The 24,251-nt window shown below is 35.5% G+C and carries 20 protein-coding genes and 4 tRNA genes; 9 read left to right on the top strand and 15 right to left on the bottom strand.

The window, feature by feature from the left end; all coding sequences use genetic code 11:
- Nucleotides 1–4 precede the first annotated feature (4 nt).
- The 5 genes from HMPREF9071_RS11435 to HMPREF9071_RS11455 all read right to left on the bottom strand — a co-directional run bounded on the left by HMPREF9071_RS11435 (nucleotide 5) and on the right by HMPREF9071_RS11455 (nucleotide 6,461).
- Nucleotides 5–1,141, bottom strand: a complete 1,137-nt coding sequence (locus tag HMPREF9071_RS11435; RefSeq protein WP_009401435.1) for a substrate import-associated zinc metallohydrolase lipoprotein — start codon at nucleotides 1,139–1,141, stop codon at nucleotides 5–7.
- Between the two features lie 15 nt (nucleotides 1,142–1,156).
- Nucleotides 1,157–2,779: a RagB/SusD family nutrient uptake outer membrane protein gene (locus HMPREF9071_RS11440; protein ID WP_009401438.1), complete on the bottom strand. Its 1,623-nt coding sequence runs from the start codon at nucleotides 2,777–2,779 to the stop codon at nucleotides 1,157–1,159.
- Between the two features lie 11 nt (nucleotides 2,780–2,790).
- Nucleotides 2,791–5,952 (bottom strand): SusC/RagA family TonB-linked outer membrane protein, encoded by a 3,162-nt coding sequence (locus HMPREF9071_RS11445; protein WP_009401440.1) that lies wholly within the window; start codon nucleotides 5,950–5,952, stop codon nucleotides 2,791–2,793.
- 316 nt (nucleotides 5,953–6,268) lie between these two features.
- Nucleotides 6,269–6,343: transfer RNA gene (locus tag HMPREF9071_RS11450), tRNA-Val, on the bottom strand.
- Nucleotides 6,344–6,383: 40 nt separating this feature from the next.
- Nucleotides 6,384–6,461, bottom strand: a tRNA-Val gene (locus HMPREF9071_RS11455).
- A 173-nt stretch (nucleotides 6,462–6,634) separates the two neighbouring features.
- On the opposite strand from HMPREF9071_RS11455, the gene HMPREF9071_RS11460 reads away from it, so the two are divergent.
- Nucleotides 6,635–6,964 carry a 2Fe-2S iron-sulfur cluster-binding protein gene (locus tag HMPREF9071_RS11460; protein ID WP_009401442.1) on the top strand — a complete coding sequence of 110 codons (330 nt, stop codon included), beginning with the start codon at nucleotides 6,635–6,637 and terminating at the stop codon, nucleotides 6,962–6,964.
- On the opposite strand, the gene HMPREF9071_RS11465 is transcribed toward HMPREF9071_RS11460, so the two are convergent.
- The 4 genes from HMPREF9071_RS11465 to HMPREF9071_RS11480 all read right to left on the bottom strand — a co-directional run bounded on the left by HMPREF9071_RS11465 (nucleotide 6,927) and on the right by HMPREF9071_RS11480 (nucleotide 9,741).
- Entirely contained in the window at nucleotides 6,927–7,856 is a 930-nt protein-coding gene (locus tag HMPREF9071_RS11465) for a GYDIA family GHMP kinase (protein WP_009401443.1), read from the bottom strand. The two genes, HMPREF9071_RS11460 and HMPREF9071_RS11465, sit on opposite strands and share 38 nt — an antisense overlap.
- A gap of 82 nt (nucleotides 7,857–7,938) precedes the next feature.
- Entirely contained in the window at nucleotides 7,939–8,181 is a 243-nt protein-coding gene (locus HMPREF9071_RS11470; protein WP_009401444.1) for a NifU family protein, read from the bottom strand.
- Nucleotides 8,182–8,267: 86 nt separating this feature from the next.
- Nucleotides 8,268–9,086: a DUF3822 family protein gene (locus HMPREF9071_RS11475; protein ID WP_009401445.1), complete on the bottom strand. Its 819-nt coding sequence runs from the start codon at nucleotides 9,084–9,086 to the stop codon at nucleotides 8,268–8,270.
- The gene (locus HMPREF9071_RS11480; RefSeq protein ID WP_040358743.1) at nucleotides 9,070–9,741 is read right to left on the bottom strand and encodes a hypothetical protein; all 672 of its coding nucleotides are present in this window, start codon (nucleotides 9,739–9,741) and stop codon (nucleotides 9,070–9,072) included. The genes HMPREF9071_RS11475 and HMPREF9071_RS11480 overlap by 17 nt, the downstream gene beginning before the upstream one ends.
- Nucleotides 9,742–9,851: 110 nt before the next feature.
- Between HMPREF9071_RS11480 and HMPREF9071_RS11485 the strand changes: the two genes are divergently transcribed.
- On the top strand, nucleotides 9,852–11,255 hold the full coding sequence (locus tag HMPREF9071_RS11485) for an ATP-dependent RecD-like DNA helicase (RefSeq protein ID WP_009401447.1): 1,404 nt from the start codon (nucleotides 9,852–9,854) through the stop codon (nucleotides 11,253–11,255).
- Nucleotides 11,256–11,344: 89 nt separating this feature from the next.
- Here HMPREF9071_RS11485 and HMPREF9071_RS11490 read toward each other — a convergent pair whose 3' ends face one another.
- Both HMPREF9071_RS11490 and HMPREF9071_RS11495 read right to left on the bottom strand, forming a co-directional pair.
- Complete coding sequence (locus HMPREF9071_RS11490) at nucleotides 11,345–11,824, bottom strand: Dps family protein (RefSeq protein ID WP_009401449.1); 480 nt, start codon at nucleotides 11,822–11,824, stop codon at nucleotides 11,345–11,347.
- Nucleotides 11,825–12,042: 218 nt separating this feature from the next.
- Nucleotides 12,043–12,312, bottom strand: coding sequence for a SemiSWEET family transporter (locus tag HMPREF9071_RS11495; RefSeq protein WP_009401450.1), 270 nt, complete (start codon nucleotides 12,310–12,312; stop codon nucleotides 12,043–12,045).
- Nucleotides 12,313–12,694: 382 nt separating this feature from the next.
- On the opposite strand from HMPREF9071_RS11495, the gene secDF reads away from it, so the two are divergent.
- Nucleotides 12,695–15,808 carry a protein translocase subunit SecDF gene (gene secDF, locus HMPREF9071_RS11500; protein WP_009401451.1) on the top strand — a complete coding sequence of 1,038 codons (3,114 nt, stop codon included), beginning with the start codon at nucleotides 12,695–12,697 and terminating at the stop codon, nucleotides 15,806–15,808.
- A 68-nt stretch (nucleotides 15,809–15,876) separates the two neighbouring features.
- Nucleotides 15,877–17,145 (top strand): NAD(P)/FAD-dependent oxidoreductase, encoded by a 1,269-nt coding sequence (locus tag HMPREF9071_RS11505; RefSeq protein WP_009401453.1) that lies wholly within the window; start codon nucleotides 15,877–15,879, stop codon nucleotides 17,143–17,145.
- On the opposite strand, the gene HMPREF9071_RS11510 is transcribed toward HMPREF9071_RS11505, so the two are convergent.
- Nucleotides 17,123–17,794, bottom strand: a complete 672-nt coding sequence (locus HMPREF9071_RS11510; RefSeq protein WP_040358745.1) for a hypothetical protein — start codon at nucleotides 17,792–17,794, stop codon at nucleotides 17,123–17,125. The two genes, HMPREF9071_RS11505 and HMPREF9071_RS11510, sit on opposite strands and share 23 nt — an antisense overlap.
- 209 nt (nucleotides 17,795–18,003) lie before the next feature.
- Here HMPREF9071_RS11510 and murC point away from each other — a divergent pair, with 209 nt between their 5' ends.
- From murC to HMPREF9071_RS11535, 5 genes are all read left to right on the top strand, one after another.
- Nucleotides 18,004–19,362: a UDP-N-acetylmuramate--L-alanine ligase gene (gene murC, locus HMPREF9071_RS11515; protein WP_009401457.1), complete on the top strand. Its 1,359-nt coding sequence runs from the start codon at nucleotides 18,004–18,006 to the stop codon at nucleotides 19,360–19,362.
- A 31-nt stretch (nucleotides 19,363–19,393) separates the two neighbouring features.
- Nucleotides 19,394–19,475: transfer RNA gene (locus HMPREF9071_RS11520), tRNA-Tyr, on the top strand.
- A gap of 77 nt (nucleotides 19,476–19,552) precedes the next feature.
- Nucleotides 19,553–20,545 (top strand): ketoacyl-ACP synthase III, encoded by a 993-nt coding sequence (locus tag HMPREF9071_RS11525; protein WP_009401459.1) that lies wholly within the window; start codon nucleotides 19,553–19,555, stop codon nucleotides 20,543–20,545.
- Between the two features lie 16 nt (nucleotides 20,546–20,561).
- Entirely contained in the window at nucleotides 20,562–21,752 is a 1,191-nt protein-coding gene (gene mnmA / locus HMPREF9071_RS11530) for a tRNA 2-thiouridine(34) synthase MnmA (protein WP_009401461.1), read from the top strand.
- An 86-nt stretch (nucleotides 21,753–21,838) separates the two neighbouring features.
- Complete coding sequence (locus HMPREF9071_RS11535) at nucleotides 21,839–22,747, top strand: hypothetical protein (RefSeq protein ID WP_009401463.1); 909 nt, start codon at nucleotides 21,839–21,841, stop codon at nucleotides 22,745–22,747.
- Nucleotides 22,748–23,357: 610 nt separating this feature from the next.
- Here HMPREF9071_RS11535 and HMPREF9071_RS11540 read toward each other — a convergent pair.
- The 3 genes from HMPREF9071_RS11540 to folB form a co-directional block, all read right to left on the bottom strand.
- Nucleotides 23,358–23,738 carry a hypothetical protein gene (locus HMPREF9071_RS11540; RefSeq protein ID WP_009401465.1) on the bottom strand — a complete coding sequence of 127 codons (381 nt, stop codon included), beginning with the start codon at nucleotides 23,736–23,738 and terminating at the stop codon, nucleotides 23,358–23,360.
- A gap of 27 nt (nucleotides 23,739–23,765) precedes the next feature.
- A tRNA-Cys gene (locus HMPREF9071_RS11545) sits at nucleotides 23,766–23,836 on the bottom strand.
- A 53-nt stretch (nucleotides 23,837–23,889) separates the two neighbouring features.
- Nucleotides 23,890–24,243: a dihydroneopterin aldolase gene (folB, locus tag HMPREF9071_RS11550; RefSeq protein ID WP_040358749.1), complete on the bottom strand. Its 354-nt coding sequence runs from the start codon at nucleotides 24,241–24,243 to the stop codon at nucleotides 23,890–23,892.
- Nucleotides 24,244–24,251: the final 8 nt, after the last annotated feature.

The raw sequence follows: 24,251 nt of genomic DNA on the forward strand, positions 1-24,251 counted from the left end.
AATCTTAATTATTAGGTAAAACTGAAAAATCCTTTCTCTGAACAGGATTCCCTTCAAAATCTTTACCCACTACATAAGGGTAACGGCTACGTATCTCCGCACGAAGTTCATCCAAGTTAATATTCCATTCTTCCAAAAGATACTTTTTCATGATAGCCATCTTTTGTTCTATTTTTTGCTTTCCAGTATAAGTTTCAGTCTCACGTATTTTAGTATCAGCAGCCTTTAATCGCTCTTCCCATACATAAGAGGATTCATATTGAACACTTTGGTCATTATAGAGGTTGCCATAGTTCCAAAATTTATTCTTCCATTCAGTATAAAGCTCATAATCAAAACCATCAGGTATGGAGTGATACTGAGTATTTGTTTGATTTTTGCCCCAACGAGTCTCATCGGAAGTTGCACAACCGCAATCCAAAGTAGCATTATAATATACTATATAACGAGCTAACATTTCCACAAAATCCTCATCACTATTAAAGCTAGAGTAGGCAGTCATAAAGCCCGCAGGTAAGAAGTTACTTGTATTAAGGTTCCATGCATTCACCCAGCTATCCCTTTTATAATCTGTAGCGGATATCCTCTCATAATCTGTAGGATATAGCTTAGCTTGGTGCCAAGTATGGGCATTTTCATGATAGAGAGTAACTAAGATATTATCATTAAGCCAATAGATATTATTAGGCTGAGTATGATTAATTTCCAACAAATGAATTTTGATTCCTGCAGAAGCAAATCCCACAAGCTTAGCTCCTGTTGGGTTGAAAGCAGGTTCTCCTATCAAAATAATGGTATTGAAAGAGTGTTCCTTTAGGAATTGCTTAGAGGTTATCTTAATGTAAGGCTCCACAAATAAATAATTGAATACATTTACAAACTCTACCGCCTTTTCATATCGAGTAGGTGCAAAGGTATAAGCACGATAGATTTCTCTCTCCAAAAAGCGATAAATAATATCAATACTATAGGGTTTGGTAAAATTCTGTTCTATGTACTTATCCAAATCATTCTGAGGGTTGAGGCTTCGTTCATCCCCTCCCCCATCAGGGATAATACCACTCTCCCCTGAGAGTTTATCATCATTAGAGCAACCTAATAGAAAGGTTCCTGCCAAAAGTATGTATAATATTTTTTTCATAAGTTAAGGTATTTGTTATCTTGGATTAGGAGTCATTCCTGCTTTTATCACCATTGCTGGCAATTGAAGTGTCCTTCTTAAATCATCTTGAGGAAGGATTTCTTTGACTGTAAATAAATTACGGTTACTATTATCTGTTTCATAACGCACCACTTCTATATTATAACGGCGCACATCTTGCCAACGCAATCCTTCTCCCAAAGTAAGGATTCTACGACATTGAAGCACATACTGTAGAAGAGGCTCCTGTACACCATCACTGGCTATGGTGAAGGAAGGATTCAAGCGTTTTCTTTGAGTGGCTCCATCATTGGTACTTGTAGAATAAGCAAGATTACCATCACTATAGAAATCTATGATTTGTTGTTTGGTTACCACATTACGATTGGTATAACCATTAATAGTTTTCACAAAGATAAATTTGGAAGTCCACAGATTCAAATCATTCACGGCACTATCATATTGTCCCAAATGTATTTTAGCTTCAGCACGTACCAAAAGTGTTTCATCAGTAGTGAAGGGAATCATGATACTTCTGGAATAATCTCCTGAGAAAATAGGCCACTTGTCAAAGAAGATAGTATCATTTTCATTACTTGAGTTCTTAATAGGCATAAACCAGAAATATCCCCCCCCGAAATTATTGGCTCCAGCTTTCCCTTGAGGATCCCAAAGGTTTTTAGCATAAAGTGTTTCTTCATTGGAAATACGACTATTGTGAGTATAGCGTCTGGAATAATCCTCAGAATAATAGTTAGTAATCTGAGAATATACGGGGAGTACTAATAGGTTTGCTGTAATATCATCACGTGTGTAATATAGAGCTCTACTTCCTTGCTTAGCACTTCCTGCTTTGGTTACATCTCTAAAATCTTCCCAATTTCTTAGCAGATTCTTGGTAGTAGCATCATTAGTGGTAAGTACCTCATTAGCCGCGTCCAAAGCCTTTTGCCATTGTTGATAATAAAGATAAAAACGAGCCGCAAAGGCATAAGCTGCCTTTCTATTAAAATGATACTTAGGCATATCATAATAACTATCTCTGATTAAGGGAAGTCCTGCAGTAAGATCTTTATCTATTTGCTGATATACTTGTGCTACAGAAACTCGATTATACTTCTTATTAAGTTCTGTTTCAGGAGCAAGCATATAAGGGATCCCCATATCTGAAGAACTTGTATTAGGATTAAATGGTTTACCGAAGAGGTTCACCAATTCAAAATGCCCATAAGCACGAGCTACCAGAGCCTCTCCTTTAGCTGGTTGGAGTTCTGTAGTATTTCCCAATTTCTCAATTGCCTCCAAAGCAGTATTGGCATGATTAATAGCATCATAATGGTATTGCCATACATACTTAAGCCCTTCATAGTTAGAATATTCATTTACAGTCTTCCAATTTGCCAACTCCTCACTTAAGTAGTTAGAGTAAGTTATGATACTTCCTCCATCTCCTATATTATCTGAGGAGAATTCATTCAGGATACTGGCACTCACTTGTGGATAAGCATTTACAAGAAGTTTCTTTACTTTTTCAGGAGAATCTATCCGTACTTGATTATCTGGCAATTCATCTAACTGTTTGTTACAACCTGTAAACATCAAAGTTGCAACGGCAAATATAGTATATAATTTTTTCATACGTTCATCTTTTAAAGTCCAATTCGTAAGGTAAAAATAAGTCTTTTAGGAGAGATCGGAGTATAGCCATTGACTAAGTAATCAGGGTCATCTCCGTTAAGTTTCTTATCTGCATAAAGAAGAGCTAAGTTAGTGGCTTGCAACTTCACACTCAATTGACGAATGCGACTCTCACGAAGAAAATCCTTATCAAAAGTATATCCTACGGAAATTTCCTTCAACCGAATGTTATCTCCCTTAGCAATACGTACATCAGAATAGTCATAAGTAAGATAAGCTTGGTTCATATTTTTCCAACCTCCATATATTTTTTCATACATGTAAGTGGTGTAAAGCCTTGGAATATTCGTCTTATTTTCATCTCCAGCATATTGCCAACGGTTATTTAGTTCACGTGGTGCATTGGAATAGTCATTATAAACACTACTCAACCTTCTAAGGCGTACTACATTTCCATAAGAATAGGTGAAGACCACTCCAAAGGAGATTCCCTTATAATTAATTGTATTGCTAAAGCTACCTTTATCTGTAGGAATGAGTGTTCCTGAATATTTTAAGAAGTCTACATTTTGGCTATCAAAACGTATACCACTTATAGTAGTATTACCATTTTGGTCACGGAAGGTAGGAACTCCCTCTTTATTAAGTCCATTAAAAGGAATAGAAAAAAGAGATTTCAAAGGATATCCTTCCTTAGCAAAACCTCCTGCAGATGTAGCATCAGAGGAGTTATATCCTACCATATCAGATATATTAGGACTAGTAAGCAATTTTGTTACTTCATTCTTAGCTCTTGAGTAGACAAAAGAAGTCCTCCAAGAGAAATCATCAGTTTTAATATTAGTAGTTTCCAATCCTATTTCCAAACCATGAATACGCATTTCTGCCATATTTCCTTTCTTTACTATAGTACCTCCCACTCCTTGAGTAATAATATCTCCAATAAGGTCATAGCTTCTACGGTTAAACCATTCTACAGAGAGATTAATACGATCGTTGAATAAACCAAATGCTGTACCAAGGTTAAGTTCTTGATTCTTTTCGTAAGTAAGATCGTGATTAGCTACATAAGAGATATTAAGTCCTATCTCTTGCTTGCTAGAATTCTTCCAAGGAAGGTTAGGATATATTTGAGAAAGTGAGTTGCTTACCGATGGAGCCACCGCTGTAATACCAAAGGATCCATAAAGGCTTAAGTGAGAAAATGGCTTTAAGTACTTAAAGAAACTCTCTTGAGACACATCCCAAGTGAGACCTGTATTCCAAGTAGGCATCCAACGGATATAGCGAGATTCTCCAAACTGATTGGAAGCATCATAACGTAAAGTACCATTAAAAGTATAACGATTATTATAAGTATAGGTTGCATTCCCAAAGAAAGCTTGATAGTTTCCCACAGTATTATTGATTTTATAATACTTGGTAGCATCCTCTTCTTGGAATTTCTTGAAAAGCATATAATTATAAGAGCTATAGTAACCTAAATTGTAAAGAACTCCATAATTCCTATTGACATCATTGGTATACTTGGCATTATCCATATCAAATCCTCCATAAAGTCCCAAGGTATGTAATCCATTCTTGAAAGAGTCATTATAGTTTATTGTTGCACGGAAACTATTAGCATTGGTAGTATTCTCTGTTTTCCTACGAATTCCTCCTTCTGTAAGTACAGGAATAGGAAGTGCAAATGGATCATTAGGATCTTTGTAGAGATAACCATTCTGATTTCTTATAATAGAGTTGGGCATATAACGATATGAAATAGCCTCATTAGAGTACTCTGTCTTTTCCTGATTATAAATAGCTGATTGATAACGAATAGCTCCCATTACAGTAGCCACTACCTTAGGAGTGATTTTCCAAGAAAGTTGCGCTTGAAGTCGTAAAGTAGCTATATCTGTATCCATATAGGCATTATTTATCTCATTAAAGATATTATAAGGACTATATCGGTTAGTATAATATGCCTTAGGATCTAAAGTACGTGATCGATTAAGAGCAAACTTATAAAGAGAGCCTGTAGTAGAAATATAAGGGGAAGTTTCATCACGATAGGAAAGGTCAGTAATGACATTCAAACGAAACTGAGAAGAAAGATTGTAATTAGCATTTAGGTTTCCTGAATATTGAGAAAGTTTACTTCCTTTTGTCCATCCTGGATCTGTAAGCAAGCTCAAAGAAGCATAGTAAGTAGATTTTTCACTACCAGAGGAGAAGGACAAAGTATGGTTCTGCATGATGCTGGTTTGGAAAAGTTCCTTGAACCAGTTGGTGTTTCTTCTTTCTGCTTCTTGCATATAGGCTAACCGTCCTTCAGCAGTATTGGGGACTACAGAATTCCCATTGGCATCCAAAGTATTGTGTAATTCATACATTTTCCCTATAACCCCTTTAGAAGAAAGAATAGACATATAGTCCGCCTTAAAATGTCCACCCTTAAGCAACTCCTGATAAACAGACATTTGATCTTTGGAATTCATGATATTATACTCCCCATAAGTAGGAATAAGGCGGAAGGTTGATTCGTTTGTATAAGTAATACTACTACTACCAGAGGTTCCTTTTTTAGTAGTTACCACCACTACTCCAGCAATCGCGCGAGGACCATAAACAGCAGTAGCAGAAGCATCCTTAAGCACCTTGAAACTCTCAATACTCTCAGCCGTAAGTCCTGGAATAGCAGAAGCAATAAGCATTTTTGCATCATCAGAAACCAAATCTTCAGGCTTAAGGTCAATATCATCTTGCAATATCACTCCATTGAGCACCCATAAAGGTTTTGCCTCTTTAGCAATAGAAGTCTGTCCTCGTGTATTGGTATTCATAGGAGTTCCTCCTTCCTTTTTCCCAGGTGCAGCTGCCACTTCATTCACTCCTTCCATTTTGATATCCACTATCAGGGAAGTTGGAGTAATTTCCTGAGGTTTCATTCCCTGCAGAGCAAATATCAAAGTCTGCCCTTTAGTAATCTCAATAGAATAACGACCTTCAAAATCCGTATAGGTACTCTTCTCCGTACCTTTTACACTCACCTGTACTCCTGGCTGTGGTAACGATTTAGTATTGGTCACCACCCCAGAAATTTTCATCTCTTCTTGTGCAAAAGAAGTTTGCCATACCCCCACAAGGAGTATAAGCATTAGCAAAGTTCTGATCTTTAATGTATTCATTTTTTGTATTCTTAGCTTTTCCTAAATATTATAGAAAATTTCTACTTCCTTATTAAAACAATTTTCTATAATTTCCCATAAAGAGACGGGCAAAGTTACAAAAAATTTTTAAAACATACTAATATTTTACCATTCAAAAATCAAAAAATAATATAAAATAGATTAATTATGAAGACATTTCTTAAAATTAATCTTGTAACTCGTTATAGAATAAGAGGTTATATAAAATATAAAATCATAGAAAAATTTTTCAACTTTAACTAATTTGAAGTGATTCTATATAAAAAAGTCACCCAATTAATGGATGACTTTTCTGTGGGTCCTACTGGATTCGAACCAGTGACCCTCTGCTTGTAAGGCAGATGCTCTGAACCAGCTGAGCTAAGAACCCTACATTAATAACAAATAAAAATTTTTGACTTGAACAAAAGTGGTGGGTCCTACTGGATTCGAACCAGTGACCCTCTGCTTGTAAGGCAGATGCTCTGAACCAGCTGAGCTAAGAACCCTTTTGTAATCGGGTGCAAAGATACTACCTTTTTCCAAACTGACAAATATTTTTTACTGTTTTTTTAGATAAAATACTCATTCTATTTATTCTCAATTATTTACAAATTAACTCTTTTATATCAGTAATTAATCATTAATTTGTATCTTTGCACTTATTATAAATGAATCAAGAATGTCCGATGTTTCTTTGAGAATAACTGACCGCAATGGAGTTCTTTTTGAGGTAGAAGCCCCTACAGATATGAATATGTCCTTAATGGAAATTATCCGCGCTTATGCCATCGCTGAGGATGGTGAGATAGGGGTGTGTGGAGGTATGGCAATGTGTGGCTCTTGCCAATGTTATATTCTGAATAATACCCCCTTACCTCCTATAGGTGCTGAAGAAGAAGCGATGCTTTTTGAGACCTCTTATACTAAAGAAAATAGTCGGTTAGGCTGCCAAATACCTATTACTGAAGATCTTAATGGTTTGGAGGTAGAATTGGCTCCTTATCCTTGAGAAGCACCATCTCCTCAAAGGGAATGATTGTTGTAAAACCTTTTTCAGAAAAATACGTGCTAACATAATTACACTCCCCTATCGCTAAGATAAAATCACCTCCCCAAGCCCCTAAACTCTTTAATTCTCCTGTAAAATCCTTAAATAGCCGTTCTTTTATTGTTGGTATTTGCAAATATGAGGATAGAAGTGTTTCATGTTCTTTTATAAGAGAAGAAAAATCTGTAAGATTATTTGCACGATAAATACATTCTGTTAAGAATGTGACCTGCTCTATGAGATCTTTTTTGTTTTTTTTAATACTATGATAAAAAGAAATTCCCTCTCTACTATTTTGTTTCTTATTTAGATAAATAAAAAAAAGAGAAGAGACAAATGAAGGTTTATAATATATAGGATACACCTTTGCTTGTTCCTCTTGCAATTGATATAGAAGAGGAGAGGTAGCCTTCGCACAAGCAATATCATACCCACTTCCTCCGAAACTTTTCCATAACAGCAGATAAGGGTTTACTTCTGCCCATTGTGCTATCATAGCTATAAGCGTAGAAGAAGAACCCAATCCCCATTGACGCGGGAATTCCAATAGGGTTTCTACCTGTACATTTTCTTCTTTAAGGAAGTTAGGATGCAATCTTTGAGCTTCTCTAATAATTTTTTCTAAGGTTTGTGCTATAGGATTCCGACTTGAAGAGAAGAGCCTCTCTTCAAACCAAATCTCTCTCTCCTGAGTGAGACTACGGAAATAGATTCCTTCCTTCTCTGAAGGGAATACTTTCATTTGTTGTCCCTTCTGGGTAGGTAGTGCTAAAGCCAAAGCCCCATCCAACACAGCATATTCTCCTGTGAGGAGTAATTTTCCATGTGTATAAAAGTCTCTCTCCTCCACCATAAATATCTTCAGGTATTCATTTCAAGAAAAAATCCCCTTAATGGTCATTCTTTCACCAAGGGGACTTCCTAATAACCATTTCTTAATCATTTACACTTATAACCTTCTCTATTTCAGGAGCATATTTTTTTATCATCATTTCTACCCCACTTCTTAAGGTCATCTGGTTTACGCTACAATTAAGACAACTCCCCAGCAAATGTACTTTTACTATTTTATTATCTTCAATTCCAACAAGAGAGATATCTCCCCCATCATTCTGCAAATAAGGACGGATTTCTGCCAAAGCTGTTTCTACTCTTTTTAAAAGGTCTGGATTATTCATTATATAAGGTTTTATTATCAGTGCGCAAAGGTACAGAAATAATTAGAACTTACAATTATTATGTTAGACTTTTTTAGTGAGATTTTTTAGAAAGTATGTGTCAAGATAAAGTTCTGACGTGCTAAAGCAGGATCCATATTTTGACAGAAAGGATTATTCCTTTGAGGAGGAAGAAAATAAATAAACCGTATATACTTATATATCAAATAGTATCTTTCAGAATTTCGAATAATATCCCCTAAGAGATACATAGGAGTTACTTCTGTATCAATAGAAAGTTGTTCTAAAGAAAAAAGTAGATAATAAAGCATGTCAATAGGTTCTTCAAAAGAAAAACGATTAAAGAAAGCTACCTTTTCTTCCTTAAAGACTACTAAATGGAAGGCATTTTTATCAAAATGACCATAAATAGCATCTTTCTTTTGAGGATTATGCATCAAGAGTACTCGTAAAAGTGTAGTAGTAAAATGCTCATACTCAAAAATACCATACGTCTCACGTAAAATACGATTGATAGGCGCATTAGGAATATATACATTTACCATTTGCTCTTCGGACAAGGTATCATGACTGATAATCTGATTACGATATTCCTGTACATTGAACTTCAAGTATTCAAACAAATGTTCTGTAGAGAATAACTTTTCTGGTACAAAAGCATATTGCTCATTATTATGTAATACTTTAATTGTATCAAAGTCCTGACAAAGAGCACGTTCTTCATTTAGAAAGTCCTGCAATTCCTTCTCCACTACTAAGGAAGGCATAGAAGGAGGTAGTGGCAAATGATAAATAGATTCAATACAGGAGAGTGCTGGGTTGAAGATACAAAAAGAAAGCCCATCCAAGTTCAATTGAATGGACATTTTTTTAAAATCTATATGTAGGTTATTTTCTTGAGGCACTTTTTTTATTTATTCTTTCATCATAAGAAGAAGGCCAGTTCCCACTTGTAGATACTTCTCTTAAAGAACCTACAGAAACATAAGCTCCTTTAACATCATTTACTCCTTGTTTTTGGATTTCATTCTTAATCTCTTCCTCATCTAATCCCCTCAGAATATCTCTTTTAGGAACTTTTACTTCAAAGACAGGGAATTTTACATTATTTTCACGAGAAATAGTTCCCGTCTGTATTGTGAGCGGAATTTTTCTATCTCCAATAGTAACAGATGACATAGACTTATATTGGTCAGAATTCTTAAACAAGGAGTCCTTCACCGAAATTTTCCCTATAGTATCCGTTAGGACAGTTTGCTTTAAAACATCTATCTTATAATGTTTATCAAACTCTGTCCAACTAGTATCTCGTTGAGTTGTTATATAGAATTGTCCATTTTCAATAAATTTCTCTAACTCCTCATAGCTACTCGTATATGTCTTATGAACTGCTTCATAAGCTTCTTCTGCCTTACGAATATCTTTGAGTTTAGCTATTACTTTCATAAAGCGAGCTTGGCTTTCTTTTTCAAACTCAATAGGAGATTGTATGGATTTGTAAATCAAATAAAAACCTACTAAACTGATTATCAGCAAGGCTACTTGTATAATCCTTCTCATACCAAAAACTTTTTTCGTCAAATTCACAATGAGCAAAAATACAATATTTTTTGAAATAAAAGTGTTTTTTGAAAAGATTTTTTTACTACCTTTGAAATTAATTTATCAACATGGATGCAGCAGATATTCACCATTTACTCTTAACCCATTTCTCCTTCTCTCCTACGGATTCTCAAGAATCTGTCTTAGAGGAACTTGCATACTTTCTTGCTGATGAAGAAGAACAAAAGCTCTTTCTTCTTAGAGGATTTGCAGGCACAGGAAAGACAACCCTTATCAATACTTTAGTGAAAGTTCTTGGTAGTCTCTCCAAAAAAATAGTTCTTCTGGCACCCACAGGACGTGCTGCTAAAGTGATTACCTCCTATGCCAAACAGAAAGCTTTTACTATACACAAATACATTTACCAACCTATAAATGAAGAGAGTGGGTTTTTTTTCAACCTAAGGACCAATAAAGCATCCGATACCTTATTTATTGTAGATGAAGCTTCCATGATAGGGGAAGGTGCCAATTTCGGAAGCCGTTCTCTCCTTTCTGACCTGATAGAATTTGTATACTCCGGTGATCAATGCCAACTCATGCTTATCGGGGATACAGCACAACTTCCTCCTGTACATACTGAAATTAGTCCTGCCCTGGACTACGAACGGCTCTCCTACTATTATCACAAAGATGTAACCGAAGGAATCCTTACCGATGTAGTACGTCAAGGAAAAAAATCAGGTATATTATATAATGCTACTCGCCTTAGAAAACGTATTGAATCCTTCAAGGACAACTTCCGTATCCGTACTTTTCCTTTTAAAGATATAACCTTATTGGAGAACCCTTATCAAGTAGAAGAAGCTTTGATAAATGCTTATCAAGTATCAGGAACAGAAGAAACTTGTTTTATTGTCCGTTCCAACAAACGTGCTGTAGAGTATAATAGGCAAATCAGGAAAGTGGTCTTTGAATATGAAGAACCCTTATGTGTAGGTGATTTACTGATGGTCGTCAAAAATAATTATCTCTGGATAGACAGTACTTCTATTGCAGGATTTATTGCTAATGGAGACACCTTAAAAGTACTTGAAATCAATTCTATAGAGAAGATTTATGGATTTACTTTCGCTCATATATTAGCCCAATTACTGGATTATCCTACACTTGAACCTTTTGAAACCATCTTGTTCTTAGATACCTTAGAAAGCCCCTTAGCGGCTCTCTCTTCTGAAGAACAAAATAGGCTTTACCATTCCATCTTACAAGAATATAACCGACAGACAGGTCAAATAGCTCCCCTAAACATGAAGTTACACCCTTATTATAACGCCTTACAGGTAAAATATGCTTATGCCATCACCTGTCATAAGAGTCAAGGGGGACAATGGGATAATGTATTCATAGAAAAGCCTTTCCTTCCTGATGGACAAAGTATTGCTTATTTCCGATGGCTCTATACAGCACTAACACGTGCTAAGGAGGATGTATTCTTAATCAATTTCCCTTCTGAGGATATTATCCCGTGAATAATAGTACCTCTCTTCTTGTAAGCATTATATTATATACAAAATAAGCTGCCCGAAAAGGGCAGCTTATTTTCAAGTTTTTTAAAAAATTAAATAGCCTCATTAAGGTAGGACTTAAGCATCCAGAGATTTTTCTCTTGTTCTACAACAAAATCACTAATGAGTGTATTAGTTCCCTCATCATTGATTTCATCAGAAAGCTGAAGTAATTCTCTTTCTAAAGGAAGTAAAGCAACAAGACTATCTACAATAAGTCGAACTGCTTTATCATCATCAAAAACATTTTCTCCCACTGGAATGGTGGCATGTTTTACATAGCTTGCCAAGGTATTAAAAGGAACCCCTCCAAGGGTAAGGATACGTTCGGCAATCTCATCCACTTGTTCTTGAGCGGCATTATAAAGCTCCTCAAACTTTATATGAAGTTCAAAGAAACGTTTTCCTTTGATATTCCAATGTACACCTCGCAAATTTTGGTAATAGGTTTGATAATTAGAAAGTAAAATGTTCAGTGCATTTATCTCTTTCTCTACTTTGACTTTTTCAAGTCCTAAACTATTAAAACTCATTATTTATAATTTTTAAATTAAACATGGCAAAAATACAACTTTATATAGAAAAATCAAGCCTCTTCTTATCTTTTTTTTCTATATTGATTATAAATTTTTTCAATAATAGAATAAAAAAGTATAGAATTGAACAATAATCACTTTCTTTATAAAGGAGCTAAGAGCCTGTACTTACTATAGTTACACAAGAGCTACAAACTCTCTAATTTTGCCTAATACTAGAACGCTGATGAGTATGCTGTTAAAGCTGCGAAGAACCCAAGAAAAATACCTGGAAGATTGGCAAAAACTATAGGGTAGTCTCTTTCACGCTTGAATAGTCCGTAGCTAACCCATAATGTACAGTTAATTCCTGCTATGAAGGGCTGTAACCACGGACCAGTAGCATCACCCCATGTAGCTTTGATTTGGTCAATATAAGCCACATACATAGCCACAGCCATAATAGCGGCTAAAACGCCAAGGATTCTAATAAATTTATTTTCCATTTTTGTACAATTTTTTATTCAGGGACAAATGTATATAACATTTTCTTATTTTCCAATTTTTTTTAGAAAAAAATTATATCCATTTGTAGATGATCATGCTTAGGAGTAGTCCAATAAATCCAGAAACAGAAAATGAGATAAAAAGAAATTTAGTTCCCTTTCCAAGCACTTAATAACATAGATATTTTCTCTATTAAAGAAAAAGAAGTTATGAATATTGATGTATTCTTTTTGGCAAAATTAGCAATTAGAAAATAACATTGTTTTCACTAAAAATTTCTTTGTACATAATGTTAAAAAAAAATCTACTTAAAAAATGCCTGTATTTGAGTTAAATTTCATATATTTGCACGTTTTTTGAAATAGTATAAATCATTGTAAAATGCAAAACAAAGGATTCATAAAATTATTTGCCTTACTATTTGGTTTAGTGAGTGTTTACCAACTTACTTTTACCTTTGTAGCAAATTATCAAGAAAGAAAAGCAGAAAAATTTGCAGCACAAAAGGTACCTACTTCTGTAGAAGATTATTCACACAAACGTGAAAAAATTGTTGCTCGTTACTTGGACTCTATCACTAATGAGCCTGTGTATAACTTAGGAATCACTAGCTATACTTATAAAGAGGTGAAAGACCGTGAGCTCAAAGAAGGACTTGACTTGAAAGGGGGTATCAATGTTACTTTACAAGTTTCTGTACATGATATCCTCCGTGGACTTGCAGATAACTCCAAAAATGCTAATTTTGAGAAAGCATTAGCTCAAGCAGATAAGCGTCTGCGTGAGACTGATCAAAGCTATATAGATTTATTCTTTGAAGCCTTTGAAGCTACAGGAGCTAAACTTTCTGCAGCAGACATCTTTGGGAATAAAATTCTTAGTGCTCAAATCACCCCTCAAATGAGCAATTCTCAGGTACAACCTATCATTCGAAGAAAAGTAGATGAATCCATCTCCTCTGCTTTTGAAGTATTACGTAAACGTATTGACAAATTTGGGGTTACCAATCCAGATATTAAAAAATTAGGAAATTCAGGACGTATTTCTGTGGAACTCCCTGGTGCTAAGGATATTTCGCGAGTAAAGAACCTCCTACAAAGTACAGCTCAGTTAGAGTTTTGGGAAACATTCAAAGCGGCTGATTTCTCCTCATTCTTCAGTCAACTCAATGCAGCTCTACAAGCTAAGGAAACCCCTCAAACAGCTAAAAGCAAAACAGAGGAAGCTACTTCTTCTCAAGCTACCGACACCCTTAGTACTCTTGCAAAATCAGATACTTTAGCTCATAATGAGGTTGACTCTCTTTTGAATAAAACCGCACAAAAGAAGGATTCTATTACTCCTGCTGAGAAAAATCCTTTGTTTGACTTATTCCAACTTACACAAGGAGAGTCCTCTCCTTCTATTGGGTACTTCTTAGCATCAGATACTACTAAATTACTTTCATACCTTCACAGTGATGATGCCAAAAGACTACAACCTGCTGAGCTAAAGAATGCTAAGTTCGTTTTTGGAAAGCCTCATAAGCTCACCGACTTGCAGCAACTCTATCGTATGTTTATGTCCTTCGAATATGAACAAGCTTACCCTGCAGAAGCTAAGAACTTTAAGGATCGTTTACAAGGACTTCTACGCAAATCTGACCTTGTGGAACTCTATGCTTTACGAGGCAACCGTAATAATGAACCCCCTCTTAATGGTAGTGTAGTTACTGAAGCCACACAAACTTATGATAACCACAACCAACCTTGTGTGTCTATGAATATGGATATAAAGGGTGCAAAGATATGGGAAAATCTTACAGGAAAAGTATTCACAGAAAAAGGAAATATTGCTATTGTATTGGATAATATTGTATATTCTGCTCCAAGTGTAACTACAGGTCCTATTTCAGGGGGAAGTACTCAAATTACTGGGAACTTCACGGTAGCAGAAGCCCAGGACTTAGCCAATGTACTCCGTGCTGGTAAGCTCCCTGCCTCAGCCGATATTGTCCAATCTGTTATTGTGGGACCTTCTTTAGGACAAGAAGCTATCACTAGTGGATTTATTTCTTTTGCCATTGCAGGACTTATTATTTTCTTCTGGATGCTTCTTTACTATGGACGTGTAGGAGTCTTTGCTGATATTGCCTTATTATTCAATATTTTGCTTATGTTCGGTATATTAGTAAGTATTAACTCTGTACTTACCCTTCCGGGTATAGCAGGTATTGTACTTACTATTGGTATGTCCATCGATGCGAATGTGATTATCTTTGAACGTATTCGTGAGGAACTTAGAACAGGAAAGATTCTCTCGCAAGCAGTTCATGATGGTTTTAGCCATGCCATTACCTCTGTACTGGATGCTAATATTACTACCTTCCTTACAGGAGCTGTTCTCTTTGTGTTCGGTAGTGGACCTATCAAAGGCTTTGCCACTACCCTTATGATTGGGATTATCACTACTATATTTACTGCTGTATTCATTACCCGTTTGTTAATAGATAATTATGTAGCTAAGGGAAAAGATCTTTCTTTTTCAACTTCTTTTTCAAAGAATATATTAACCAATGTAGAAATTGATTTTCTCTCCAAGAGAAAGATTTGGTATATCGTATCCTCAATATTGATTCTTATCAGTTTAGGTTCTATGTTCACACGAGGATTTGATCAAGGTATTGACTTTGTAGGAGGTCGTTCCTATCAAATACGCTTCAAAAATCCTGTAAAGACAGAAGAAATTAGCCGTATTCTTAAGGCTGGAAAATTAGGCTCTGTAGAGGTGAAAACTTTTGGATCAGCTAACCAAGTGAGAATCTCTACCAAGTACAAATACAACGATGAAAGTACCCAAACCGATAATGAAATTCAACAAATTCTATATGAAGATCTTAAACCTGTAATGGGGGCAGATATCTCCTATGATGAATTCATGAGTGGTGAAGGACTTGGAGTTATGAAGTCGGACAAAACAGGACCAAGTATCGCCGAAGATATCAAATCCAGTGCTGTATGGGCGATCATAGGTTCCTTAGTGATTATCTTTGGATATATATTGGTAAGGTTCCGCAAATGGCAGTTCTCTATGGGAGCAGTAGCGGCTCTTACTCATGATGTTACTATTACTTTAGGAGCTTTCTCTTTGCTCTATTCAGTAATGCCTTTTAGCTTAGAGATTGACCAACAGTTTATCGCAGCTATACTAACGGTAATTGGTTATTCCTTGAACGATACGGTGATTATCTTTGACCGTATTCGTGAAGAGGTTGGCAAAGGAGGCTGGAAAGCTTCTGTTCTTAACCATGCTATTAGTACTACTTTAAGCCGTACGCTCAATACATCACTTACCACTTTGCTTACTTTATTGGCAATCTTCATCTTTGGTGGAGAAACCCTAAGAGGATTCATGTTTGCTATGATTATTGGAGTTGTAGTAGGTACTTATTCTTCTATCTTTGTAGCTACTCCTTTAGTGTATGACTCTTCTAAAAAAGATAAAGATAAGAAATAAACTTTACTACCATTTAATCAAATAGAAATCTGTGAGAAGAAATCTTTTCACAGATTTTTTTATAAGTTATGAAAGATATATATGATGTTATTATCATAGGAGCAGGAGCTTGTGGACTTTTTACTGCTATAAACATGGCTGAAATAGCTCCTAAGAAAAAGATTCTTATTCTAGAGAAAGGAAAAGAAGCTCTTGGTAAAGTTCGCATCTCAGGAGGAGGACGTTGTAATCTTACCAATGCTCAAGAGAATATTCATGAATTTATCAAGAATTATCCGCGAGGAAGTAGAGAACTTTTAAGTTCTTTCTCTCGTTTCTCCAATAAGGATACTATTAATTGGTTTAAGCAGCATGGAGTTTCTCTTAAGGAAGAGGTAGGTGGACGTATTTTTCCTCTCTCTAACTCTTCTCTAACTGTTATAAACTGCTTTCTTTCCTTAGCAGAAAAATATGGTATACAAATCCTATACAAGCAGAATGTAACTGCCTTTTCATATCAAGAAAGATTATGGGAAGTAACCTTATCTGATACCTCTTTGCATGCCAAGCACCTTGTGATAACCACAGGAAGTAACCCTAAAGTGTGGCAACTGTTATCCCATTTAGGTCATACTATTATACCTCCTGTACCTTCTCTTTTTACTTTTGCTACCAAGGATTCCTTTATTGAAAATCTTGCAGGAATCAGCACTCGTGTAACAGTAAAATTATTGGATTCAAATTACCACCCTCTAAAGGCATCCTATGTAGAAAAACAAGGTGTCACTGGGGATTTACTCATTACTCACTGGGGATTCAGTGGACCTGCTATTTTAAAACTCTCCTCCTTCTTTTCTAGAATTTTAGCCTTGCTTAACTATACCTTCCTTATACAAGTTAACTGGTTAGTTGAGGAAGAACATACTCTTTCCTTTTCAGAAGCCTTAATTATTTTACAAAAAGAAAAACAAAAACATGCCCGGAAGGAATTGCAAAATTATTGTCCTTTCCATTTAGCGAATAAACTTTGGAATAGATTATTGGATAATATAAGGATACCTGCCCATCAGCTCTGGGCAGAACTCAATAAAGAACAATTACATTCCTTAGCTGATACTCTTACTGCAAGTATTTTCCATATTTCCAATAGGGCTACTTTTAAAGAAGAGTTTGTAACTTCAGGAGGAGTATGTCTGAAAGAAATTGATTTTAAGTCCTTCCGTTCCAAACTATTTCCATCTCTTTACTTAGGGGGAGAAGTATTGGATATTGATGCTATTACAGGAGGGTTTAATTTTCAAAATGCCTGGACAGGAGGATACCTAATTGCTCAAGCTATGGCATGCGAATTACGGTGAAAGTAGGATAATTATCACGCTTATATTCTACTCTGAATCCATACTCACTAAGCCTTTTAAACAATGCTTCATCAAAGTAATAGGGGATTCTCCAATCATAAGGCTGAACCCGTACATACTGTGGCTTATTATGCAGGATAATAGGTATTTCCCTTAGTTGAGAGAGTACAGTGAGCATATCTCGCAACCCAAGTCCCTGTATCATTACCTGTTCTTCTTCTACAGAGAGATTCGCACTAGGATACTTGCGATTTTGTTTGATAGGAGTAAGTTTATCATAATTCTTTAAGGTCAATTGGAGTGTTTGTCCTCCTTTCTGGCTTTCTACAATACTTAATCGTAAATCTTGAGCTACTTTATCCAATATTACTTCCTTATTAGCCGTTTGTTTGTATAGAAGTTCATAATAAGTATTATCCTTATCCGAAACACTCACCTGGGAAGTATTCACACTCTTGAGAAAAGCTATTATTTGCTTAAGGCTTCCTTTTAGTGAAAGTAATTGAGGATTGGGTTGTTCTATCTGGATTCGTTCACTTTTAGCATTTGTAGTAGGCGTAAGTTTATAATCTGTATCTGAGAAAGATAATTGTGCTTTCACAGAGAAAAAAGAAAATAAAAGGACAAAGGATAAGTAATATCTTGACATATCTATAATTCTAATTTAAGAAAAGACAAAGATACTCTCTTTTTCTTTTATATCCAAAAAAATATCCTTCTTTTTTATTATATCTGTCACGTTCTTAAAACCCCTCATAATATTCAAGAAGTTTTCAAATCTATATTTGAAAAGTCAATATTTTCCTTTTTTATTCTAACTTTTATTATTACTTTTGTAATTACTTTTTAACAAAGAAAATGGAACATATATATTTTATAGGTATTGGAGGCATAGGTATGTCCGCTTTGGCATTATACTATCACCTCAAGGGAAAGGAAGTGCGCGGCTATGACCGTACACCTTCTGATATTACTCGTATGCTGAATGAAAAAGGTATAGCAATTACCTTTACTGAGGACTTAGACTTTATTCCTAAGGACTATACCCAAGAGAATACTTTGGTTGTTTATACCCCTGCTATTCCCAAGGAACACAAACAACTATTGTTTTTTCAAAAAAACAACTATAAAGTATGCAAACGTTCTGAAGTATTAGGAATGATTACTGAGGATAGTTTTTGCCTTGCTGTGGCAGGTACTCACGGGAAAACTACAACAAGTAGTATCTTAGCCCATATTTTAGTAGAGAATCATGCTCCTATAAGTGCTTTTTTAGGAGGCATTTGTGAAAATTTCCAAAGCAATTTCATCTGCAAAGGAACTAAACTCACTGTAGTGGAAGCCGATGAGTTTGATCGCTCTTTCTTACGACTCTCCCCTACCATTGCATGTATCACTGCAGTAGATGCCGACCACTTAGATATCTATGGTAATGCTGAAGAGTTCCTAAGAGGGTTTAAGGATTTTACTCATAGGATTAAGCCTAATGGTAAGCTCATCATTCGTAAAGGACTCCCTTTTGAGGGGCTTACATACGGAATCAATGATGGGAGTGATTATCAAATTACACATGTAAAAGTACAGAATGGAGGTTATTTATTTGATATAGAATTCACTAATCCAGAAACTAAAGAAAAACAATTAGTAAAAGATTGTACTCTTTTTCGCCCTGGAGAACATCATTTACTCAATGCTTTAGCTGCTGTAGCTGTGGCTCATCAGGCAGGATATCCCTTGACTCATTTAGCACAAGCCTTAACAAGTTTTAAGGGAGTAAAGCGTCGTTTCTCTTATATTATTAACACTCCAGAACAAGTGTTTATAGATGATTATGCACATCACCCTACTGAACTTAATGCTTTGTATAATGGGGTAAGAAGTATGTACCCTAACCAGCAGATCACCATTCTTTTTCAACCACATCTCTTCTCACGCACACGTGATTTTGCAAATGGATTTGCCAAGAGTCTTTCCCAATTTGACCGGATTATATTATTGGATATCTATCCGGCAAGAGAACTACCCATTGAAGGCATCACCTCCCAATGGCTCTTAAACAAGATAGAGAATCCTAATAAAATACTCATTCAAAAATCAGCCATTACAGATTATTTAGCAAAGAATCCGAGCCCTATATTAGTAGTGGCAGGAGCTGGTGATATAGGCGTTGAGGTTGAGAAGATTAGAAAGTTTTTAGAAAAAGATTTGCGTAGCTAAAAAAAAGTATGTAATTTTGCGACCCGAAAACGGGAAGATACTCAAGCGGCCAACGAGGGCAGACTGTAAATCTGCTGGTTTTACCTTCGCAGGTTCGAATCCTGCTCTTCCCACAGTGTCATTCCTTTAGTGAATGGCTTTTTTTTTATATGATATGAAAAGACTATCTTCCAATAAAACCCATTTGTGAATGATAAAGAGTTATATTAAAGCCATCTCTACCCATTTTCCTAAGAAGATACGTACTAATGATAGTATTTCTGAACAATTCCCAGAATGGAATAGTGAAAAAATACTCCAAAAGATAGGTATTAAGCAACGCTACATTGCCTCAGAGGGTGAGTGTGCTTCTGATATGGCTACACAAGCACTACTAAACCTCTTGGAAGAACATCATTTAGAGAAAAGTGATATTGATTTTCTTCTACTCTGTACACAAACTCCAGATCATATCCTCCCCACTACAGCCTGTATCGTACAATCCAAAGCAGGAATACCTACCACCTGTGCTGCTTTAGATATTAACCAAGGTTGTTCCGGTTATATCTATGGGCTATCAGTAGCCAATAGCCTAATAGCTTCAGGGAATTTCAAAAATGTAGTATTACTCACTGTAGATACCTATACTAAGTATATCCATCCTAAGGACAAGGGTAATCTTAGTCTCTTTGGTGATGCTGCTACTGCTACACTTATTTCTACTTCAGGAGAATATCTAATAAAGAAACCTACTTTAGGCTCTGATGGTTCAGGGGCTGAAAACCTTATTATTCGCAATGGAGGAACTCGAAAAGCAAGAAACGAAAATCCCGATGACCCTGATAACTTTATAGACATGAAAGGGGGCAAGATATTTAATTTCATTGTAAAGCGTACCCCTGAGGTAGTATTAGGAAATTTAACTCTAAACCAATGGGAAATCAATGAAGTGGATTTATTCATTTTTCATCAAGCCAATACTCATATTCTAGAAAGAGTACGACAGGATATGGAAATCCCTTCGGAAAAATTTGTTATAGAAATGCTTAATTTCGGTAATACAGTTTCCTCTACTATTCCTATTGCATTTGTAGAACATCAAAAGAATTTCCCTGAAAAGAAAAAAAGAAAAGTACAATTTGTGGGATTTGGTGTAGGATATTCATGGGGAGCTATCTGTATAGAACAAGTAAAAAAATCATAAAAAGAAAGAAATTAGAATGAAACGTGTAGTAGTGGGGCTTAGTGGAGGCGTAGATAGTAGTGTAGCTGCTTATCTACTTCAAAGAGAAGGATACGAAGTCATTGGTATTTTCATGAAAAATTGGCATGATGATTCTGTAACTATCTCCAATGAATGTCCCTGGCTTGAGGATAGTAATGATGCTCTTATGGTGGCTGAAAAGCTTGGTATTCCTTTTCAAACAGTGGATATGAGTGAACCCTATAAACAACGTATTGTGGATTATATGTTTCGTGAATATGAAAGAGGGCGTACCCCGAATCCTGATGTTCTCTGTAACAGAGAAATCAAGTTCGCCACCTTCCTTGAACTTGCTCTAAACTTAGGAGCTGATTATGTAGCCACTGGACATTATTGTAGAAAAGAAGAAATAGAAGTCAATGGACAGAAAATCTATCGTCTCTTAACAGGAAAGGATAACAACAAGGATCAATCCTATTTTCTTTGCCAACTTTCTCAGCAACAACTTGAGAAAGCCCTTTTCCCTATAGGAAATCTGCAAAAATCTGAAGTACGTACCATCGCTAAACAATTAGATTTGGTAACTGCGGAAAAAAAAGACTCACAAGGTTTATGCTTTGTGGGTAAGGTGCGCTTGCCTGAATTTCTCCAACAACAACTTGCTCCTAAGGAAGGAAATATTATAGAGATTCCTGCCTCTTGGCAAGGATACCAAAACAAGATACCTCCTGTATTCAAATCCTATGAAGATGAACTACACTATTATGCTAAAAAATACAACTATCAACCCACTGATGGAAAAATCGTTGGGAAGCATGAGGGAGCTCATTTTTTCACTATAGGACAACGCAAAGGGCTCCATGTAGGAGGAACTGTAGAACCTCTTTTTGTTATTGAAACCAACACACAAAATAATATTATCTATGTAGGGCAGGGAAGTAAACATCCTGGACTTTTCAGACGCGCATTATTTGTTAAAAAAGAAGATGTTCATTGGATTCGCCCCGATTTAGCTTTATCACCTTTTCAATCTATGAAAGTTGACGTTCGTATCCGTTATAGACAACCTTTACAAAAAGCTCATTTGTATCTAACAAACAAAGGGTTATATATTGATTTTATACAACCACAAAGTGCTATCACCTCAGGACAATTTGCAGTTTGGTATATAGAAGAAGAGCTTATTGGTTCCGGTGAAATATGTTAAAAATTTGTCAAATCATTAAATTAGAAGTATATTCAAGGAAAAATTCATATTTTTGCCTCTGAAAAAGAACTAAAAACTTAATTTTTATGTCAACAGAATTGCAAAATGTAACCATTCCTGAAAAGAAAAAAGGAGGAGGAGGACTCCTCATAGCACTTCTATCCATAGGTTTAGTAGGAGCTGGTGGTTATGCTATCTATCAATCCGGTGAAGCCAAAAAGAATGAAGAGGCTATTATGGAAAAAAGAGACCAAGTCATCAAAGAATTGGAAAATCTTCAAAAAGATTATGATGAAGCCGTAACTGTATCCAAACAAAATGCAGATGAACTTGCAGAAGCTAAAGCTCGTATTGGTCAATACATCGATTCCCTTAAAACCATGAAGGCAGATATTAATGTATTATTCAAATATCGTGACCAAGTAGCCGTACTTAAAAGAGAGCGTAATCGCTTGTTAGCTATTAATGACTCTTTACGCAAATATAATGTACAAGTTACTTTCCAGAGAGATAGTACTGCTAATGTACTTACCCAACGTACTGTTCAGTTAGATTCTGTTTCCCAGAAAGCAAGCGAACTTAGCAAAGTAGTAGATGAGGGCTCTATCCTTAGCCTTAAAAATCTTACTGCACAAGGAGTTAAAGAAAAATCTGGAGGTAGATATGTAGAAAAAGAACGCTCTGGTGCCACTGACAAAATAAAAGTATGCTATACTGTAGGAGTTAATCGAATTGCTCCTGTAGGTAATCGTAACTTCTACGTACAAGTATTAAGCCCTAATGGTATTACTTTAGGAGTTAATGAAACGGTTACTATAGGAGATAAAACTGTTAATTACAGTGCTGTAAAGAATTTCTTATATGAAAGAAGTGCTGTAGATGTATGTGAATACATTTCCTCCATCACTAAAAAATATGAAAGTGGTACTTATCAAGTTTTTGTATTTGATGACCAACTTCGTGAGTTAGGAAAAACAGAGTTGAAATTGAGATAATTTGTCTAATTAATTTTATCTATTAAGAGGCTGTCCATGAAGGACAGCCTTAACTTTTAACCACTAACTGTAGCACCTTTGATTTCAAATCAAGATTCTTCATTTGCAGTATGAGAACTATATGGTAAAAATAGTGTCGTCTATAAGTAGTTTGATATACAAACCGATTATATCTCAAACCAATGTACTCAGCCGCTCCAATCCAAAGAACATTGAAGGGTTAATCTCTCCTATAGAAGCTTAATCGGAACAGAAAACTTATTTAACTACTATCAAAAACACGCTATCATAGCATCTGATCAACCTTTTGGTACTTATTTGATATCTCTATGATCTATGCCCCAGTGCAAGGACGTATGATATACGCAGGATTATATTTTAAACTGAAAGTAGAAGCCACCGAAGAGAACTTATAACAAGATATAAGTGACTACTGCAAATACCGTGATGAAGAAGTGGTGAAAAGTCATCACTAAGTCCATAGAATAAAAATTGAGGCTATTACAGGGAGCTCCTCGTATGATCTCATATTCATCAACTAAAAAGGCTACCCTCTCCGGATAGCCTCTTTCTCTTTTCTTATTAATTTTTCAAATCATGAATAAAAATCTTAGAATATGGATTCCAAGTCCTTCTTATATCTGGCAAGCAAAGAACGTGTAATTCCTAAATTTGCTTTAGAAGAATCTACCACCAAATATACAAAATAATTTCCATTAGGAGCTACATCTATTACATGGATCTGATGTGTCAAGGTAATAAGAATATCTTCTATTTTTTCTCTTTCTTCTAATCCCAAAATTCGTAAAGCATTCATTTTAGCCTTCACAACTTCCAAATTATAAGCAGAAGCTAAATTAGGATCAAAATTAGGGTCAGCTGAAGAAGCTATATATGACACACCTGATTTTACTTCAGTTACAGATACTGCTATAAATCCAGGTACATTAGCCTTTATATCTTGTACAAATTTCTCTAATACATTTGTCATACGTGATGCAGTTTTTAATTAGTGTTGAGGCATCAAGCGGATTCGAACCGCTGTATAAGGTTTTGCAGACCTCTGCCTAGCCCCTCGGCCATGATGCCTTATCTTTTTACAGGGTGCAAATATATATCATTTTTTCTTAGCACACAAATAATTAATCAATTATTTTTACGCTCACTTGCTCCACATCTCCATTAATGGGGGGATTTATCTTAGCAATTTCTACTTCTATTCGTGTAATTTTTTGAAATTCATTCTTTATAGCTAATAAAATTCTCCCTGCTACATGTTCTAATAAATTAGAACGAATAGCCATTTGTTCTTCTACTATTTGATTTAGTCTCACATAATCTATTGTATCTGAAAGAGTATCTGTCTGCATAGACTTTCCTAAATCCGCCCAAATAGTCATATCCACTCGATACCAACTCCCTATTTGAGCTTCTTCCTGCATACAACCATGATTGGCATATACACGAATATTCTTTAAAGAAATACTGCTTTTCATCAGATAAT

This window comes from Capnocytophaga sp. oral taxon 338 str. F0234, from assembly GCF_000192225.1.
Taxonomy (GTDB): Bacteria; Bacteroidota; Bacteroidia; order Flavobacteriales; family Flavobacteriaceae; genus Capnocytophaga.

What these genes read in the sequence shown, in the direction of transcription:
- HMPREF9071_RS11435 (WP_009401435.1), bottom strand. Translation starts at nt 1,141, where the DNA reads ATGAAAAAAATATTATACATACTTTTGGCAGGAACCTTTCTATTAGGT.
- HMPREF9071_RS11440 (WP_009401438.1), bottom strand. Translation starts at nt 2,779, where the DNA reads ATGAAAAAATTATATACTATATTTGCCGTTGCAACTTTGATGTTTACA.
- HMPREF9071_RS11445 (WP_009401440.1), bottom strand. Translation starts at nt 5,952, where the DNA reads ATGAATACATTAAAGATCAGAACTTTGCTAATGCTTATACTCCTTGTG.
- HMPREF9071_RS11460 (WP_009401442.1), top strand. Translation starts at nt 6,635, where the DNA reads ATGTCCGATGTTTCTTTGAGAATAACTGACCGCAATGGAGTTCTTTTT.
- HMPREF9071_RS11465 (WP_009401443.1), bottom strand. Translation starts at nt 7,856, where the DNA reads ATGGTGGAGGAGAGAGACTTTTATACACATGGAAAATTACTCCTCACA.
- HMPREF9071_RS11470 (WP_009401444.1), bottom strand. Translation starts at nt 8,181, where the DNA reads ATGAATAATCCAGACCTTTTAAAAAGAGTAGAAACAGCTTTGGCAGAA.
- HMPREF9071_RS11480 (WP_040358743.1), bottom strand. Translation starts at nt 9,741, where the DNA reads ATGAGAAGGATTATACAAGTAGCCTTGCTGATAATCAGTTTAGTAGGT.
- HMPREF9071_RS11485 (WP_009401447.1), top strand. Translation starts at nt 9,852, where the DNA reads ATGGATGCAGCAGATATTCACCATTTACTCTTAACCCATTTCTCCTTC.
- HMPREF9071_RS11490 (WP_009401449.1), bottom strand. Translation starts at nt 11,824, where the DNA reads ATGAGTTTTAATAGTTTAGGACTTGAAAAAGTCAAAGTAGAGAAAGAG.
- HMPREF9071_RS11495 (WP_009401450.1), bottom strand. Translation starts at nt 12,312, where the DNA reads ATGGAAAATAAATTTATTAGAATCCTTGGCGTTTTAGCCGCTATTATG.
- secDF (WP_009401451.1), top strand. Translation starts at nt 12,695, where the DNA reads ATGCAAAACAAAGGATTCATAAAATTATTTGCCTTACTATTTGGTTTA.
- HMPREF9071_RS11505 (WP_009401453.1), top strand. Translation starts at nt 15,877, where the DNA reads ATGAAAGATATATATGATGTTATTATCATAGGAGCAGGAGCTTGTGGA.
- HMPREF9071_RS11510 (WP_040358745.1), bottom strand. Translation starts at nt 17,794, where the DNA reads ATGTCAAGATATTACTTATCCTTTGTCCTTTTATTTTCTTTTTTCTCT.
- murC (WP_009401457.1), top strand. Translation starts at nt 18,004, where the DNA reads ATGGAACATATATATTTTATAGGTATTGGAGGCATAGGTATGTCCGCT.
- HMPREF9071_RS11525 (WP_009401459.1), top strand. Translation starts at nt 19,553, where the DNA reads ATGATAAAGAGTTATATTAAAGCCATCTCTACCCATTTTCCTAAGAAG.
- mnmA (WP_009401461.1), top strand. Translation starts at nt 20,562, where the DNA reads ATGAAACGTGTAGTAGTGGGGCTTAGTGGAGGCGTAGATAGTAGTGTA.
- HMPREF9071_RS11535 (WP_009401463.1), top strand. Translation starts at nt 21,839, where the DNA reads ATGTCAACAGAATTGCAAAATGTAACCATTCCTGAAAAGAAAAAAGGA.
- HMPREF9071_RS11540 (WP_009401465.1), bottom strand. Translation starts at nt 23,738, where the DNA reads ATGACAAATGTATTAGAGAAATTTGTACAAGATATAAAGGCTAATGTA.
- folB (WP_040358749.1), bottom strand. Translation starts at nt 24,243, where the DNA reads ATGAAAAGCAGTATTTCTTTAAAGAATATTCGTGTATATGCCAATCAT.